Genomic DNA, 18,103 nt, shown 5'->3' with positions numbered 1-18,103 from the left:
ATAAACATCGATCAAATTTAAAATAAAAATCAATTCTTGTTAAGAAAGTATCTATATTAACTCTTTTGTCCTTTGCCTGTACCCTGTTTCTCAATTTTATGAATAAGTCTAATAAATAAATTATACTGAAAATATATTTGCGAAAACGGTCAGTATAATTATGTTGAAATTCGCCGATTATGTTTTAACGATTCATGAGAGTTTACTGAATTTTGAGGCAGAAAAACAAGAAACTTATGAAAATATTGAAGACTTGCGAGAATTTCTGTCAGAAACAGATACCACTATTGAAGAAATTTGGGATAACTTGACGGAAACAACGGAATCATTACTTAATGAAATGACGAATCTTGAAGATAATTTTACTAATGAAGTTGAAAAAATGTTAACGGAATTAGATGATTTAGAGGTTAAAATAGAGGATTTTATTACGGAAAATGAAGAGATAACTGTTGAAATTAAAGAAGATATTATTAACCTAGCAGAAAAAATAAATAGTAATGGTCAAGATATTGTTGAAGAGTTAGAAGAATTTGAGGAAACAGTTAATTTATTTAATGAAAATGTCAAAGAAATAGAACCTTCTTTAACAAAAAATCTGATTAATACCCACCGTTTTCTTGAAGAAATTATATTAAGAGCTATAAGTAATTATCAAGAAGTTATAGATAAAGAATCAGAAAATTTTGTTCGTTTTTATGATGACTATTTGAATAACTTTATTGAAGAAAATATTGCAGAAATTCCCTCTACTTTAGATAACATTCTTTCAACCATAATGGATGTGAGTGAAGAAAATCAGGAAATAATAGAAGAAGCCACGGAAACTTTAATGACGTTATATAGCTCAGATTCTGGGGAAATCAGCGAGGAGTATCAAAATTTATTTAATTTAATAGAAGAAAAACTCCTAGAATGTTTGAATAATTATCAAGAAAAAATAGGAGATCGCAACCAAGAAATAGAAGAAAAACTAGAAGAATCTATGGAAATCTATAAAAACAGTAATGAAAATGCAGAATCATTAATGAGCATTTTTGAGAAATTAGTGAATTAAATAGTTGCTGAAAAGTTTTTAGTGGGAGCATCTCGCTCCCTTAAGAAATCTGAGATTAAAAATTATATTTCAAACTAAAATACAGACCATCATCTTGAATATTATTACCCCTATCTACCAAATCAATTAAAGGTGGTGCATAATCAATACGAAGATTTAAACCATCTATCGGTTGCCAAATCAAACCTAAACCCAAAGCTGCAATAAACCGCTCATCAGCCTGAAAATTAGGATTTTCTGGGGCATTCCACACCGAACCCATATCAAAAAATGGGGCTAATTGAAACACAGGAAGCAATTCATCATTTTTGACAAGAGTAATACGATCTTCGATAGAAAAACGAAAACCATTATCCCCTGCCCTTACGTTTTGACGATAACCCCGCACTGATTGCCCCCCACCAATAACAAACTGCTCTGAAGGAAGTAAAGGACTGTCACTCAATTGTAAATCTGCTTGAATAATTAATAAATTATCAGGGTTAATTAATTGTACTCTTTGTACTTGTCCTAACCATGCAAAGAAATAACCATCAGGATCATTTGGTCGGCTCGAAGTGGTAACATCTAATAAACCTACCCCTAAGCGAAACTGCGATCGCACCCCCCAAGCCCCCGTTGGCTCACGTTTAACATAATCTTGACCAAAAGAAACCACATTAGTGCGACTAATACCATCTTCATCAGGACCAAAACCGAAAGGAGTAGGACCTTGAAAAGTAAAAGTTTGTCCATTACGGTAACTCATACCCACAGATAGAGCAAATTCTTCTCTCGGATTACGTAAAATCGGTTGACGATAACTAATTTCATAAAATTGACTCTCACCACTAATGTCTAACTCCTGAAAATCTCCCTCTACCACAGTATTTTCTTGAAGAGACACCCTTGCTTGTAAAGTACCATTCATTGGGTTAAGAGGTACAGAGTAATTAAAATCAAGATTATATGTACCAGTCCAATCCTCCAAACGAGGGCGATAAGAAACAGCAAAACTATCCCCCAAACCAAATACATTTCCATAACCCAAATTAAACGTCATTTGAGTGCCGCCAATACTTGGAGGAGAATAATTATCAATACCCACAGTACCAAAAAAGGGATTAGCTTCTGTTACCCTTATATCTAAAATACTTTGTCTTTCACCACTACCCTTGCGCAAACTAGCTTCTATATTATCGATTAAAGGATCAACTTTTAATAAACGCAATTGGTCTTCTAACTTACCACTATTAAGAGGAGTTTGTGTACCTAATCCAATTCTTTCTCTGACGTAATTTTCCAGTCTTTGCGCCCCTTCAATATTAATTTCCTCTATTTGTCCTTCTTCCACTCGAATAATCGCTACATTATCAGGAGTAATATTTTCCAAAACTGCCCTAGTGGTGATATAACCATTGTTGAGATAAAGAGCCGTAATTTCATTACTGACATCTTCTAATTGTTTTAGGGTTAAATCACTATTTTTATAAGGTTCAATAATTCCTTTAATTTCTTCTTCAAAAATAGTATTATTAACGACTTTTATCTCACTAATTTTTAATTTTTCTTCTAAACTTTGAGCAATGTAAAAACTATTATGATTAGGATAATCTTGAGCATAAGCTATATTTTTATCTAAAAATACTCCCAATAATAGAATAGAATTAAGAGTTAAAAAAAACTTTAATAAATTAACTTTATCCATAATTTTTATTGATTTTTAATAAGTATAAAAGATATTTTGATTAGATTATAACGACAAAATTGACAAAAAATAATAATTTTTGTTATCAGCAAAATTGCTCGGTTTTTTTAAGTAGTAGATAATAAATAAAAATATTCAAGAGTTTAACATCTCAAACCTCTCCACTCATGAAAACCACAACACACCTAACAGAAAAATATAATTTAATTACTAATTGTTTGTTAATTTACTTTTACCAAGGATTACCAATCATCGTAAAAGGAGCCCAATAAAAGGGATGAGAAAAATCTTCGGGAAAACGAGAAGTATCAGGTAAATCTTCTAAAGAAATATCTAAATTAGGAGTAACAATCGTATTACCATCACTGGTTTTATAAACCTTGCCCTTCAACATATCTAATTGTGCTTGGCGTAAGGCTTCTGTTTTGGTAGTGGTATTTTTTAATTTACTATAGAAATCAGTCATTAATGCAAGTGTACCAGTATCACTGACTTGCCAAACGCTACCCAATGCGGTTTTAACTCCTGCTTGTACCGCTAAACCTGCAAATCCTAATTCTGCAATCTCATTACCAAAAGCAGTTTCACAGGCACTTAATACCATTAAATCGACTAAGGGATTATCCAAGCCCAAACGACGCATTTCCGTAATATTTAAACGAGAGTCATACAATTGTAAAAAACTGTCATCTGTTTCAGATGGGTTAAAATCTCCATGGGTACCAAAATGAACAATTCCAAAGGCTTGGCTATTTAAGTTACTTCTTACTTGTTCGAGAGTAAAATTCTCATTGAGGTATTCTTGATAATTTGCAGGGGTTTCTCCTGTCCAAACCTTACGAATACTCGGCAATTCTAAACGAGCGGCCGGTAAAGGCACAACACTATCATCAGCAAATTCTGATGCCCCCATTGCCAATAAACTTAAATCTTTAATAGGGCGATAACGGTTATCATTCAGATTTAAACTAGGTGCTAAACCGCTACTATATCTTTCCACTAAAAATTGTTGATTTTCTTTATCATATAAAGCGGCAACAGGAATAAAGCGCATATCCGTTGGCAAAATAAACAGAAGATTAGAAATTTCCCTCGCCTCTAATTCTTTTTCCAGAGGTTTAATTAACCAATCATACATATCACTAGCGTAGGGCTTATAACCATCATCAAGAGCAAAAACATCGGAAGTTGTCGCCCATAAATTGCCTGCGGTTTCAACTACTTGTTTACGGTTAACTGGTACGACTATTCTTAAAGGTTTTTCATCTTTGGTGACTACTAATATATCTAATTGGTCTTCATCTGTTGGTTGTATATTAAGACTAGGTTGTAAACTAGCCTGATTAATATTGACTCGACTATATTCTTGAGTGTTGGTGGCTTCTCTTCTAGCAAATTCTGCGTCTAAATCTTGAGGTTGATAACCTTTTGGCGTGAAACTAACATAAATTAAAGCAGGTTTTTCCGCCGCTTCTCTTTCTATGGCGGTTAAGATTTCTTTTGCTTGATCAATAGTAGCAATGGGAATAGGGGGAGATGAAAGGGCAATTTCAGGAGTTGGGGTTATAGGAGTTTCTTGAACTACTTGCGTATTGTTTATAAATGAGGGTAAGTTATTTAGAAGTCTTAGGGTTAAATTACCTTCGGTTGTGGTTATGAAATATTCTCCTCGCCCTAGGGTAAATCGACCATTAGTAATAAGTCCAGCCGTACCATTTTCACTAGCATCACCGATAATAAAGGGTAAACGACTATCTTCTCTGATTTCATTTTCTAAATTCCCCGGAAATAAATCAATAGTCACAGCCCCGCCACTTCCACCACTGGTATTAATACTTGTACCGCTTTCGATTCCTGTGGCTTGAAAGTTGCCAAGGGTTGTTATCTCCACATCTCCTCCTTGTTGTGGGTTTGACGTGTTAATGGTGCTAACTTGTATGTCACTGTTAGCGTTTAGGGTTACATCTCCTCCTTCAGTGTTGATATTTTCTGTGGTAATGGTTTGAGCGGAAATATTCAGGCTACTACCACCACTGTTAATGTCTCCACTACGAAAAGAATCGGGGGTATTAAAGGAAATATTTGTTCCTATTTGTAAGTCACTATTGAAAATTTGACTATTATTAGTAGAAACAGAATTACCATCAAGGATTAATAAACTGCTATTAGTTTCGAGATTATTGAGAATTTGAGAAGAGCCGATCGCACCTTCTATGAAAATATTACTACCATTAGCATTGAGGGTTAAATCGTGATTCCCGTCAATTGTACCGAAAATATCAATATCTGCTGAACCACGAGCCGAATTGGTGCTAAGAATAATATCATCACCCAAAATCACATTATCATCGATAGTGATAGCATTGCCCTGAGTCGTAATATTAGCATTTAAAGTAGTAGTTGTTCCTGAACCTTCAATAGTGACAGAAGCGTTACCATTACCATTAATGTTCTCATTTACGTTAATTTCACTAGCTCTGAGAGTTAAAGGATCACGAATTACTAGAGCTTGGTTAACATCAATTCTACCACTTCTTTCTGTACCGATAATTATATTTTCAAAGCCTTCTACTTGTCCCAAATTACGAATATTGAAAGATAGTAAATCACTTCTATTTATGGAGTTATCTATAATAGTAGTGCGATCGCTGTTATTTTGAATAGTTAAATCGCCACCGTTACCTATGATTTGACTATTAGGTAAAAAATTAACACTACTAAAACTCTCTAGGGTTAAATCTCTATTATCAGAGGCTTCGAGATTATTAAAATTAAGATTTCCCCTTATACTTGTTAAGGTTGTGTCAAGTAAAGTATTAACCTTACCTGTATATGTTTGCCCTTCTATGGTACGAATACTGCTATTATTCGCAGGAGTATTAATATTGATATTAGTTATCGGGCTAGTTACAATTAAACGATTTAAACTGGCAACTCCCCCAATTAAATCACTGCCCAAGCCATCTCCAAAATTAACATTATTAGCCGTAACGGTTAAGTTATTATTTTCTCCTGTTTGACTATTGACTGTATTAGCAAAATTGATATTATTACCCGAAAGTGCGATCGCATCTCCTACTATTACTTCATCTCCATAAGTTTGATTTCCTGTGGTAGTTACATCCCCGTTTAACTGGGTTAAACCTGACTCATCAGTGGTTAAACTATTAGTATTGACTGAATTTAATTGAGTTTCTCCCGATACATTTAAAGTTAAATCTCCTAATGGTTGATTATTGCCTATGGCTTGATTAAAACTAGCACTATTTGCCGTAACCGTTAAGTTATTATTCTCTCCTGTTTCACTATTCACCGCATTAGCAAAATCGATATTATTGCCCGAAAGTGCGATTTGATTATCGGCTAGAGTTACATTGCCGTTATAATCTTGATTTCCAATAGTCTTAATAGTAGAATCACCAAAGAAAGATTGACCTTGAATAATTAAAGGATTGGAATTATTAATTAAAGTTAAATTCCCATTAGTAGTTAAAGATTCTCCCGTCACTTCTCCTCGTATCGTTATGGCTGTGCCATCAATAGTAATTATTCCTCCCAGAGTTTCGGGTAGTGGCTGAGGTGTAATATCTGGTTTGTTACTGACAATAAATCCTAAATCTACATTATTTCCTGTGATGTTTACTGCACCTGATGAAACAGTACCATAAGATGCGATCGCACCTATAACTACATCACCGTTAGTGGAAGTAATAGAAATATCTCCTGCTTCAGACGCAAAAGTCGGAGGTAATTGATTAATGCCAGTGGTGTTAACTATACCATCAATGTCAATATTCCCTGAAGCGTTAACAGAAATATCCCCTGCAGGTTGCCCCCCAATACGTGCGGTGGAAAGACCTAATTTGATATTAGTTTGATTATTTTCTTCTCCCGTAATTGTTACGCTATCATTGGCATTGATTCTTAATGAAGCTATATTAGGTGAGTCATCTGCCACTTTAATAACTAGAGCATCTAAATTATTAGTGTTAATTACAGTATCCCGTTGTAGAATTACAGGGTCATTATAGACTTGATCCCCAATAGTGTTAATACTATTTCCATCGGCTGGGGTATTAATATTGACGTTAGTTTGTCCATTCTCAACGATAAGACTTCCTAAACCTGCCACTGCACCGATGCGATCGTCTCCTGTACCATCTCCTAGATTTACTATATTACTATTAATACCAACATTTTGAGGTGTTGCCCCTTGGCGGTTTTGAATTCCCGTAGAAAAGGCGTTAATAACTTCAGTGGAAGTGGTATTTTCTGTAATATTGATGTTTAAATCAAAGGAATCGACACCACCATTAAAACTGGTATTATCCCCCGTAAATACAACGTTATCGTCAATAAAGACATTGCCATTATAAGTTTGATTTCCCGTAGTTGTGATATTGGAAACTGCTAAAAAAGGTACATCCGTGGGAATTGGTACATTTAAAACCGTAAAATTACTCAAACCTAAATCACCATCAACAATGAGAGATTGTCCCCGTATTTCTCCTAATACATAATTATTTGTACCATTGAGATTGATTGTACCTCCTTCTCCAGAGGCTACCCCCGCCAAAGAAGTAATAATTGCCCCTGTTAAGACATTATTTCCACTTAAACTTACTAACCCTGATGTATTTACTCCCGAAGTTGCGATCGCACCCACGAATACATTACCATTGTTAGTACTAGAAAGGCTCACATCTCCTGCATCTAAAGTAAAGACACCATTAAATTGAGAAGTAGTTTGTACAAAACCATTAATATCAATATTGCCTCCTGCATTTATAGTCACATCACCGCTAGTATTAGGTAAAGCCAAATCAATACCAACAGGAAAGGTATTAACATCGGCAGTTTCACCGACTATGATGACATTGCCCGTAGCATTGATAGTTAAAGACACAGGATTAATTACATTAGAATCAACTTGAATACTACTATCTACATTCAAATTATTAGCATTAATAGTCGTATCGTTCAATAAGAAGATAGTTTCGCCATTGGCAACTGTTGTATAATTCTGATCTCCTAAAGTGTTTATACTAAAAACATTTTCTTCCAATCCTGCCAGATTAATATTAATGAATATATCTTGGGCAGAACTGTTAAAATTATTTAAGCCAATAACTGCACCGATGCGATCTTCTCCTAAACCGTTACCATAGTTAATATTATTACCTGCGGTCACACTTAAATCATAAGGAATATCAAAAGAGTCAATATAAGCATTGAAAGTTACATTATTATTGGCATTTATTGCCGTATTTCTTCTTAAAACCACTGGGTTGTTATATACTAGGTCAACCTGAGCCACAATAGAATTAATATTATTCCCCGCTATACTATCAAGATTGATATTAAGATTGCTAACCCCTTCTCCTTCTGCCGTAGTAGTCAAACTTGACAACGGAAATATAGCTCCAACCCTATCATCTCCGATACCATTTCCAAAACTAATATCACCAATATCGTTAACATCACCAGTTACATCAAATGTTGTAATCGATAAAGTGCGAGGTATAGAATTAAGAGAATTAATAGTGCTATTAAAACTTATATCATTACCTCTCAAATTAACATCTGCTTGTAATGCCACAGGATTATTATAAATTTGGTCTAACGCTGTGGTAACATCACCATTTAATTGGGTTGTACCAGATTCACCAGTAGTCAGACTATTAGCATTAACTCCATTAAAAATACTTGTGTTTGTCGCATTAACAGTTAAATCCCCCACAATAGAAAATTCATTGAAAATAACATCATTAGCATCATTAATGGCGACATTTCTACCATTATTAAGAGTAACAGAAGCAAAATCACTCAAAAAATTGGAATTAATAGAAATATCTTTTTCACTGCCTATAGGAAAAATAGTTGTACCGCCATTGCCATTATTAAGAGAAAGAGTGTCAAAAGTAGTTAATCCCGCAGTAATAATTGCCCCATTATCAAATACCCCTACAGCATCATTATTGTTGATGGAATGAGCATTAACATTAATGTTTCCCCCTCCAATGGAATTAACTTGAGAGTTAGCCTGAATAGATATTCCCCTTGATGTGTTAGAAGAAGCATCCGTTAAACCATTTAATGCGATCGTACCCAGATTAGATATAATTCTTGTTAGGTTTGCCGAGTCATCTCCTCCTGTGAGGATACCAACATTACTATTTACTCCATTACCCTCGTGAATACCAACTAATTCGATATTACCTAAGCCTGTTGCTTCAACGATAACTCGATCATTTAATATATCTGGAGAAGTAATACCAATACCATGATTAAGTTCCCCACTAGCTTCTGCTGTGCCGACTAGATTTATATTACCATCTACGGTTTGAAGGGTTGTTTGTCCAACTAAATGAATACCAATATTGCTATTGCCTGTTCCAGCTTGTCCAGTTCCCCTTAAACTAATATTACCAGTGGCATCAGTAATTAAACTTGCATCTTGTAAATAGATTCCACTGTTTCTATCATTAGGATTAATCCCCTGATTCGCTACGCCTACAGCAGGAGTTGTCAAAGGACTTATACCCCCTCCGAGAACTATATCTCCGCCATTAGCGTTAATAACCGAAAGGTCTAAAATACCATCAATATTTACCCCTTGAATATCAATTGAACCGCCATTTAAGCCATCTCGATCGCTATTTAAGGTAATATTACCCCCATTAGTGATAATATCTGCACCATTATTAACCCGAATCGAACGATTAGCCCTTGCGGTAAAATCAACATCAGTATTAATCACATTAATATCTGCATTAATATCTATATCATTATTTGCCTCAAGGATGATATTTGCCGTTTGACTTCCTAAAACAGTGGCATTAATCGTTATGTCTTGACCTATAAAATCATTTATAGTAATTTCAGGCAAACTACCGTCAACTGTTGGCGGAATTAAAGGATCGTTTGGGTTACTTGGATCATTAGAAATTATAATGTTTTCAGGATCTAATAATAATGTACCTAAATTACCATTAACTGCGGAAGTGTCAACCTTTCCATTGAAAACGAGATTGTCTTTCCCCGAAACTTCCACAAAACCACCATTAAGAAACCCTTTAGCCTCAATAACTCCTGTAAAATAAGTATCTCCATCAGACCAAATAATTACTTCTCCGCCATCACCCTTGTCAAAAGCATTAGCTTCGATTTTGCTATCAGAATTAATTACTGTCAAAGAAGCATTAGGAATTGTGCCACTACCCTGAAAATCTCCCCCAATTTTTATTTCACCACCACCATTAACGCCACTAGCGGAAATTTGAGCATCAATCACCGCCACTTTATGCCCTAAAAGGGTAATTTCTCCCCCTAAATCTTGTGACGAAGTGCTTAACTCTCCCGAAACGATATTTAATCCAGATTCATTCGGAATTACAATCTCTGAAACTTCTACATTTTTAGTGTTCGGGTTAAGTGCAACTCCATCGGTTACAACTCCTGAATTTTTTGCCCCTGTTAATAAAGAAGGCAAATCTTGAGGGGTGAACCCTAGTAAATTTCCTTGCTCATCTACTGGTATATCAACTTCTAAGCTCAACAAACTACCTTCAGGGGTTATTTTTATCCTTGATGTGCCTTCAACTGCCTGTATATTAATTTTGCCGTTAGGCGTTTCTATTGTTCCCGTATTGATGACATTACTACCAATGAGCGTTAAATTTTGCCCTTCTGCTACGGCCAAATCTCCTGCGTTGATAATGCTACCGGGTTTATTCGTATTGAAGATAAAACTATTAGGATTTCCCGTTAAATTTTGATAATCATTATCTCCCACCGCATTAAACATTCCGTTTGCAAAACCAATTCCCGTTGCTGTCGTTGCGGTAAAATCAGCAGGTACATTTAAACTAGCACCTTCCCCAAAAACAATCCCGGCAGGATTCATCAGGAAGAGATTAGAGTTACCCCCTGTTACTTCTATTAAACCTTGGATATAAGAAGGATTCCCTCCAGTTACTCTAGTTAAAATATTTTGGATGTTGGGATTGGTTAAAAATGTGGCGATTTGTTGAGGAGTTAAACCAAATTCTTGAAAACTGTGAAAAAGATTTTTTCCATCCCTAGATAAAGTATTACCATCAATAGTTATTTGATTTCCGTCTCTGGTGACGATAGTGGCAGTGTTACCATCTATCTTAATTTCTTGGGCTTGTGCAGTGGGTAAATTACCAGCGAAAATTAAAGACAGTAACGAGATAAGCAAATGAGATTTTTTCCACATAGCAACACCTCAAATTTGAGACGGATATAGTTTTCATATAGGAATAAAGCCAAAGAATGTATTATCTTAAGCTATTTCAAGTCTATGTAGAGGATATTATCCCGTCAACACTGATGATAATAGTAAGTCTATTGAAACAAAAAAGATACTCTTACAATCTATATCCCATAATTTTCTCCGACAATCATTAAAAAATAATTAAATATTGTTTTTTCTTAATAGACACCAATACAGAATTAGAATTAAAATCAATTTCTATGGGGTAGGAGTTGATTTTTTTCACTATTGCCTGTTGCCTGACTTCTGCAAGAAATTTAATCACTACTTTTGACAGGGCGAAACGGATACAAAAAATTAAGCAAAGGATATAAGCCCCTAGATTGAATCCATAACTTACCACTGCCAGAGAAACGGCAAACTAAACCCTCTCCTCCTAAAATCCCAGTGCGTAAATTTCGGAAGGATAAACCGCCTATCATTTCCACATTATAGTTGAGTGTATCTTCAAATGCGACAATATAACCTGTGTCAACTACATAATTATTTTCTACGTCAATTTCTACGATAGCACCATAGGAACTAAACCAAATATCTCCCCTTCCTGTGGCTTTTAAGAGAAAGATTGATTCCCCACTAAAAAAACCTTTAAAACCCTGAAAGTTACTATTAATTTCTACATTTTTGCCAGAAGCAACAAAACCAGAAGACTGAATCATAAGTCCTTTACTACCATCTAAATGATAATATTGAATATCCCCCGGCACTCCGGGAGAAATATATAATTCTCCTTGACTACCTTGGGCGGTAAACTCATTTAAAAATAAAGATTCTCCTCCCAACATTCTGCCAAAACTTTGACCAAATCCCCCCTTCATTTTCGATTCCATTTTTATGGAAGAATCCATGGCCGCCATGCCTCCTGCTTCGACTATAGCAGTTTGATTAGGTTCAAGTTCTAAAACTAAAAAACCATAAGCAGGATTGTGTTCTATTCTATATTTAATTTCTGATTTATTTAACATAATTAGCAATTAATAATTAATAATTTAAAGGTGTCAGATTTCGATGAGTTTTTTTATTCTTAATTTTTTCTCATCTTTCAGGTAATCTTGAGCCAATCAATCTACCAAAATTGCCCGGATTGTGGGTTTGACAATACACTTTTCCTTGCCCAAAGAAACGACAAATTAAGCCTTCTCCTCCTAAAAATGCACCCAACCAGCTACTATTTACTTTTCCAATCCGAAAATCTAAACTTCTTTCAAAAGCGACGATATGCCCTGTGTCAACAATATACTCTCCATCAACATCAATTTCATATATAGCCCCAAAAGAGCTTAAAATTACCGCTCCATAACCCGTTATACTTAGCCAAAAAATGGATTCTCCAGAAAAGAAAGATTTAAAGCCTTGAAAACCTAAATCCATGTCAACGGTAGAGGCAGAAGCTAGATAAGAAGCGGATTGAACGATTAATTCTTGTCCTTGCATTTCATAAATTATAATATCCCCCATGAGAGAGGGGGCTAAAAATACTTCTCCTTGGGGTTGGTAACAACGAAAAACGCTAAGAAATAAGGATTCTCCTGCTAACATCCTTTTGAATCCTCCCATGATTCCTCCCCCTTTACCCTGTCTTAATGTGGTGCTGACATTGATAAAGTCACTCATGGCTATCATTGTACCTGCTTCGGCGATCAATTCTTCATTCTGCTCCATTGTAATTTTTGCGATCGGCGCAGCCGCACCTTTGGTGACCGCACTTTCTGGTTGTTGTAGAATTTGTATATCCATAAATTATCACCCGATTTCGGAGTTATTCGTTCTTAGTTCAGATTTTGGAGTTAAAATTAATAGATTTTGACAGAAATAGTAAGGAAATTGATTTTTTCTTGTTAATCGTTTTTAATAGTTAATATTCAGAAAATTGAATCGCTAAAACTGATACCTGCAATCTACCCTTATCCCATATGTTGGCATCGAAATAGAGTAATTATCGCACCTTGGGAGAGAGAAAACCCACTAAACCACTAACACTGCGAGACTGAAGATAAATCGCGCCTCTACCCGTAAGTTTATTGACAAAACCTTCTCCTGAAGTTAGAGAGGATAGAAGATTACCCGATAAAGCAATATTCATTTTAATTCCATCATCGTAAGCAACTAAGTGGTTATTATCAACGATAAAATCCCCATTAATTTCCCTACGGGTAATACCGCCATAACAACCGAATAAGACTCTACCTTTACCTGAAAAATGAAGTTTAAATAAGCCTTCCCCCGCAAACCAACTGGCGAAACCTGCCCATTTTACCCCCATTTTTGCCCCCGGAGTATGGGCAATATAAGCACTGGGTTGAAAACAGATAGATTTATTTTCTAGTTTGATTGCTTCAATGTCGCCTATCATAGATTGAGTTAAAACTAAATTCAGAGGGCGATTGGTGGGATTATAAAAAACATTGACAAACATCGATTCACCGCCCAAAAATTTGCGTATCAAAGCAGGAATCAACCCCCCTGAAAACTCGGTTTTCATGACAATATCTCCATCCATGCTTACCATTGCACCAGCTTCAGCAGTAATACGTTCTCTAGGTTCTAAAGTGACGAAAACTGCCGCAAAAGCAGGGCGATAACAAACTTTATATTTCACGGTGAAGTTACCTCTACAATTAGGCGGATAACGTTTTCATCATAGGTCAAGGTTCAGAAAATAATGGATTTTGTTAACAATTTGATAAATTAATAAGGATAACTAAATAAATTTGATTATGACTCAAGCACCGAAAATAATTGTTCTTGATGATGATCCTACGGGTTCTCAAACGGTTCATAGTTGTTTATTATTGATGAAGTGGGATATTGACACTTTAAGAGATGGTTTGCGTGATTCTTGCCCTATTTTCTTTATCCTCACTAACACCCGTGCTTTAACTCCTGAAAAAGCCCAACAAGTTACTCAAGAAGTTTGTCGTAATCTCAAAGATGCGATCGCACTTGAAAGAATACAAGAGTATTTGGTTGTAAGTCGATCGGATTCTACTCTTAGAGGACATTATCCCCTAGAAACCGACGTAATTGCCCAAGAATTAGGAGAATTTGACGCTCATTTCTTGATTCCTGCATTTTTTGAAGGAGGAAGAATTACCCGTGACTCCATTCACTATTTAATGATTGACGGTAAACCAACCCCCGTGCATGAAACCGAATTTGCTCAAGACTCTGTTTTCGGTTACAGTTATAGTTACTTGCCTGATTATGTAGAAGAAAAAACAAACGGTAAAATTAAAGCCCATCAAGTACAGAGATTTTTACTAGATGATATTAGAAATGATACAAAAAGCCGTCTGAGGGAATTAAAAGATAATCAATGTGTAGTGGTGGATGGAGAAAAACAATCAGACTTAGATCAACTTTCCACTGATATATTAACAGTAGCTCAAGAAGGGAAAAAATTTTTATTTCGTAGTGCCGCCAGTATTTTAACATCCCTTGCCCAATTGGGAGAGCAACCAGTGAAAGCAGAAGCGATGGCAGAGTATAAGCCCAATACTAATAATGGTGTAATTATAGTTGGTTCTCATGTCAAAAAGACAACTCAACAGTTAAAACAATTATTATCTCAACCCGAAATTGTTGGCATCGAAATTGATGTCAATTTATTAAAAGATGACTTGAAAAATAGAGAATCACTAATTAAATCTGCTTTAGATAAAGTTGAGACTATTCTTGAAGAAAATAAAACTCCAGTAGTTTACACCAGTCGCCAAGAATTAAGTTTTCCTGATATTGACACTCGCTTAGAGTTTGGGAAACAAGTATCCGCAGTGTTAATGGATATTGTGAGGGGATTACCTAAAGATATTGGCTTCCTCATTAGTAAAGGAGGTATTACTTCCAACGATGTTTTAAGTGATGGTTTAGCGTTAAAAGAAGCAAGATTATTAGGGCAAATTTTAGCTGGATGTTCTGTAATAATTACACCAGACAATCATCCTCTTTTTCCTAGTTTACCTGTTGTGTTATTCCCCGGTAATGTGGGGGATGAAAATGGTTTAGTTACCGTTTATCAAAGATTGAATAATGACAAAGACAAAAGCCATTAATAATTAATTAGCCGCAGGTAAAGCCTGATTATTAGCTACTAGTACAATGCTATTACCTTGATCAAAAGCCATTAATAATTAATTAGCCGCAGGTAAAGGGCAAAGAAAAGTCAAACCCCTCTGTGTCTCCCCTCAAAAGAAACCCCCTTTATCCTCTCTCTTGAGGGGGGAGGGCAAAGATAATTAATTAGTTTCTCCTTAACACTCCAATACCGCAATCCCTCAAGACTTAAATGTAAACTGACTTATTGAGAGAAATTAACAAGAAAGGATTGCCCATCAATTTCCCCATCTCCTACTAGATTGATAATCGAATTATTTGCACCATAGCGAATATTCATAAACCCACTGGCAGAAGCTGAACTAGAATTGGTTAATCTAATTTTTATATTCGTGCTATCTCTGTGGCTTTCTTGTCCTCCAAAAGAGATGCGATCGCCATTTTGTAATCCGAAAGAAATATCAGCTTGTCCTTGACTGTTAATTTGCACAGAAACAAAATTGAGTTGTTGATTTTGTCTTCCTTGAATATTAAGTAAACCTTGACCTCTTTGGATTAAATTTAAAGGACTATAATTAGTGACAGGAGGTAAACTAGCGTTTCTATTGCGAAAAATGATTGAAAATCCCTGAGAATCCAAATAACCTTTTCCTTCTAATAAAACAATATCATTGTCATTATGTTCAAGTAAAAGTACTCCACTAGCATTAGCCATACCTGAATTAGTAACTTGAATTCTTAACTGATTAGCATTTTGCCGAGATACTCTACCATCAAAATTAATAGTTTGATTATTATTCAAAATAATACTAACTTGACCATTCTGATTATTGGTGGAGTTAAACGAAACTGAACTAATTTTCGTCTGTTGTCTTCCTTCTAAAGTAAAAACTCCTTCTCCCCTGCTTATGAAATTCAGAGAATTCTCTCTAGCAATAACAGGCTTTTCCAGAAAAGAAATAATAGATAAGGGAGTTAATAAACTACTAAAAATTAGAAAAAAAGATAGGTATGAAAAACGGGATTTGATTAAATAACTAAATTTCATAAAATTAATTAACTGTTTAAACAAATATAATATCCTTATTAAAAGACGATATTTCCAAAATAAATGTTTCAGTCTCCCATTTTCTTGATATTGCTAATTTAAAACTTCCCCATCAAAAATTTTCACCCATAGTCTTTCTTCTCCTCGAATACCAGTGTAGAATAACAATTCTTCTAGTAAAGATAATGCCAATTTATTCAATTCATCGGGGGAAGACGCATAAATAGAAACCTTGGCACGACGATGATTCATCCGACGAAGAAAATGCGATCGAAATCTACTAAAATATTCAGAAAGACGAAAATTATTTTCTAAAGGCATTCCTTTATCTTCCATTTGTTGTGCCGCTACTAACAATTGACGAATAGGAAGCACAAATTTTTTGGCACATTTAACGGTAATGAGGGTTAAAGCCTTAACCTGTGCTAAGTTTAATGATTCTCTTGTGTAGCACTTACGCCAAGGATTACTGCAACGTAAACGCCACAAACTCAGACGATTTTTGATAATAGGATTTAATTCTAACTCTTTACCTATTGCTAACATATACTCTGAACCACCTAACTGTAGAGCCTCCAAAGCTAATAATAACAAATCTAGCTGTTGTTGTACTCTCATCATGCCACTAGGAGGAGGCAAAATTAAATCGGGAAGCGTCTTAAGGATGGTAATTTCTGATTTATCAGATTTTTCCTGATTAATCAATTCGGTGTTAGAGTCAGTCATTTAAAAATACAGATTAAATTAAATATATAAATTAAATTCTTTTAAACTATTTTATGGGAAAATAGTACTTATCTCATTTTAACTCCGAACTCCGAACTCCGAACTCAAATCATCTTCAATACCGTAGGTTTCCCTAATTAAATATAAAGGTCTTTGTTTCACTTCTTCATATATACGAGCAATATATTCTCCTATCACTCCCAGAGTAATTAATTGAATGCCCCCTAAAAACAAAATTGCCACAATGGTAGAAGCATAACCGGGTAAATCAACCCCTAAAATAATTGTTTTTAATACTAAGAAAAGACCGTATAAAAGAGAAATAAAAGATATAAATAAGCCAAAATAACTCCATACTTTCAAAGGAATTGAACTAAAAGAAGTAATCCCATCTAAAGCAAAATTCCACAATTTCCAATAGTTAAAGCTGGTTTTTCCTCCATAACGGGGGAGGCGATCGAAGTAAATTGCTGTTTGTTTATACCCTACCCAAGAAAATAATCCTTTCATAAAACGATTTCTTTCTGGTATTTTCCTTAAGGCTTTAACCACCTTTTCATCTAATAAACGATAATCCCCCGTATTCGCAGGAATAGGAATGGTGCTAATTTTACCAATCAAACTATAAAAATACTCCGCCGTTTTCCTTTTTATCCATGATTCTCCTTGACGAGTCTTTCTAACTGCATAAACAACATCATAGCCTTCTCGCCATTTTGCTAATAAATCAATAATTAATTCTGGAGGGTCTTGTAAATCAGCATCAATAGGAATTACAGTTTTGCCTTTAGTATAGTCTAATCCTGCACTCATCGCTATTTCTTTGCCAAAATTACGGGAAAGATTAATAATTTTAATTCTTTTATCCCGTTGATGAAATTCAACCAAACATTTCAATGTGTTATCTTTACTACCGTCATTAATACAAACTATTTCGTAATTGAGATTAAGGGTTTGTAAAACAGATTCTAAGCGAGAAAATAAGACAGGTAAATTCTCCTCCTCGTTATAGCAAGGAATTAATAGAGATAATTCTGGTTGAGATGACATAGTTTTGTCGTAGCTTGATTAAAAATGACATTTTTCAATTGGGGTATAATATCTTAAAGTGGACTCTATATAACCTGAGTTCTAAATAAGTTTATTGGTTTTGATAGCGGATTTAAAAAGAGGGAAGAAAGAAAAGTTATAATAATTTACGAAAAGCGTGTGTTCATCGATTTTCTTCTTTTT

At 34.9% G+C, this 18,103-nt stretch carries 10 protein-coding genes; 2 read left to right on the top strand and 8 right to left on the bottom strand.

Annotated elements, in window-relative coordinates; genetic code table 11:
• Nucleotides 1-160: 160 nt before the first annotated feature.
• A complete protein-coding gene (locus Dongsha4_RS18090; RefSeq protein ID WP_330203666.1) occupies nucleotides 161-1,057 on the top strand; it encodes a hypothetical protein in 897 nt (298 codons plus the stop codon).
• A 55-nt stretch (nucleotides 1,058-1,112) separates the two neighbouring features.
• Here the strand turns inward: Dongsha4_RS18090 and Dongsha4_RS18085 are convergent, their stop codons facing one another.
• The 5 genes from Dongsha4_RS18085 to Dongsha4_RS18065 form a co-directional block, all read right to left on the bottom strand.
• Nucleotides 1,113-2,744, bottom strand: a complete 1,632-nt coding sequence (locus Dongsha4_RS18085) for a ShlB/FhaC/HecB family hemolysin secretion/activation protein (protein ID WP_330203665.1) — start codon at nucleotides 2,742-2,744, stop codon at nucleotides 1,113-1,115.
• A 232-nt stretch (nucleotides 2,745-2,976) separates the two neighbouring features.
• Nucleotides 2,977-10,986: a CHAT domain-containing protein gene (locus Dongsha4_RS18080; RefSeq protein WP_330203664.1), complete on the bottom strand. Its 8,010-nt coding sequence runs from the start codon at nucleotides 10,984-10,986 to the stop codon at nucleotides 2,977-2,979.
• A 314-nt stretch (nucleotides 10,987-11,300) separates the two neighbouring features.
• Nucleotides 11,301-12,008: a TIGR00266 family protein gene (locus tag Dongsha4_RS18075; protein WP_330203663.1), complete on the bottom strand. Its 708-nt coding sequence runs from the start codon at nucleotides 12,006-12,008 to the stop codon at nucleotides 11,301-11,303.
• 70 nt (nucleotides 12,009-12,078) lie between these two features.
• Nucleotides 12,079-12,780, bottom strand: a complete 702-nt coding sequence (locus Dongsha4_RS18070; protein ID WP_330203662.1) for a TIGR00266 family protein — start codon at nucleotides 12,778-12,780, stop codon at nucleotides 12,079-12,081.
• A gap of 199 nt (nucleotides 12,781-12,979) precedes the next feature.
• Nucleotides 12,980-13,642, bottom strand: a complete 663-nt coding sequence (locus tag Dongsha4_RS18065) for a TIGR00266 family protein (protein ID WP_330203661.1) — start codon at nucleotides 13,640-13,642, stop codon at nucleotides 12,980-12,982.
• A gap of 118 nt (nucleotides 13,643-13,760) precedes the next feature.
• On the opposite strand from Dongsha4_RS18065, the gene Dongsha4_RS18060 reads away from it, so the two are divergent.
• Nucleotides 13,761-15,095 carry a four-carbon acid sugar kinase family protein gene (locus Dongsha4_RS18060; protein ID WP_330203660.1) on the top strand — a complete coding sequence of 445 codons (1,335 nt, stop codon included), beginning with the start codon at nucleotides 13,761-13,763 and terminating at the stop codon, nucleotides 15,093-15,095.
• Between the two features lie 245 nt (nucleotides 15,096-15,340).
• Here the strand turns inward: Dongsha4_RS18060 and Dongsha4_RS18055 are convergent, their stop codons facing one another.
• The 3 genes from Dongsha4_RS18055 to Dongsha4_RS18045 all read right to left on the bottom strand — a co-directional run bounded on the left by Dongsha4_RS18055 (nucleotide 15,341) and on the right by Dongsha4_RS18045 (nucleotide 17,920).
• Nucleotides 15,341-16,144 (bottom strand): hypothetical protein, encoded by an 804-nt coding sequence (locus Dongsha4_RS18055; RefSeq protein ID WP_330203659.1) that lies wholly within the window; start codon nucleotides 16,142-16,144, stop codon nucleotides 15,341-15,343.
• A 93-nt stretch (nucleotides 16,145-16,237) separates the two neighbouring features.
• Nucleotides 16,238-16,870 (bottom strand): DUF3038 domain-containing protein, encoded by a 633-nt coding sequence (locus tag Dongsha4_RS18050; RefSeq protein ID WP_155082736.1) that lies wholly within the window; start codon nucleotides 16,868-16,870, stop codon nucleotides 16,238-16,240.
• A gap of 78 nt (nucleotides 16,871-16,948) precedes the next feature.
• Nucleotides 16,949-17,920: a glycosyltransferase family 2 protein gene (locus tag Dongsha4_RS18045; protein ID WP_330203658.1), complete on the bottom strand. Its 972-nt coding sequence runs from the start codon at nucleotides 17,918-17,920 to the stop codon at nucleotides 16,949-16,951.
• Nucleotides 17,921-18,103: the final 183 nt, after the last annotated feature.

It is taken from the genome of Cyanobacterium sp. Dongsha4 (assembly GCF_036345015.1).
Taxonomy (GTDB): domain Bacteria; phylum Cyanobacteriota; class Cyanobacteriia; order Cyanobacteriales; family Cyanobacteriaceae; genus PCC-10605.
This window is presented reverse-complemented; position numbering and strand designations above follow the sequence as displayed.

What these genes read in the sequence shown, in the direction of transcription:
- Dongsha4_RS18090 (WP_330203666.1), top strand. Translation starts at nt 161, where the DNA reads ATGTTGAAATTCGCCGATTATGTTTTAACGATTCATGAGAGTTTACTG.
- Dongsha4_RS18085 (WP_330203665.1), bottom strand. Translation starts at nt 2,744, where the DNA reads ATGGATAAAGTTAATTTATTAAAGTTTTTTTTAACTCTTAATTCTATT.
- Dongsha4_RS18080 (WP_330203664.1), bottom strand. Translation starts at nt 10,986, where the DNA reads ATGTGGAAAAAATCTCATTTGCTTATCTCGTTACTGTCTTTAATTTTC.
- Dongsha4_RS18075 (WP_330203663.1), bottom strand. Translation starts at nt 12,008, where the DNA reads ATGTTAAATAAATCAGAAATTAAATATAGAATAGAACACAATCCTGCT.
- Dongsha4_RS18070 (WP_330203662.1), bottom strand. Translation starts at nt 12,780, where the DNA reads ATGGATATACAAATTCTACAACAACCAGAAAGTGCGGTCACCAAAGGT.
- Dongsha4_RS18060 (WP_330203660.1), top strand. Translation starts at nt 13,761, where the DNA reads ATGACTCAAGCACCGAAAATAATTGTTCTTGATGATGATCCTACGGGT.
- Dongsha4_RS18055 (WP_330203659.1), bottom strand. Translation starts at nt 16,144, where the DNA reads ATGAAATTTAGTTATTTAATCAAATCCCGTTTTTCATACCTATCTTTT.
- Dongsha4_RS18050 (WP_155082736.1), bottom strand. Translation starts at nt 16,870, where the DNA reads ATGACTGACTCTAACACCGAATTGATTAATCAGGAAAAATCTGATAAA.
- Dongsha4_RS18045 (WP_330203658.1), bottom strand. Translation starts at nt 17,920, where the DNA reads ATGTCATCTCAACCAGAATTATCTCTATTAATTCCTTGCTATAACGAG.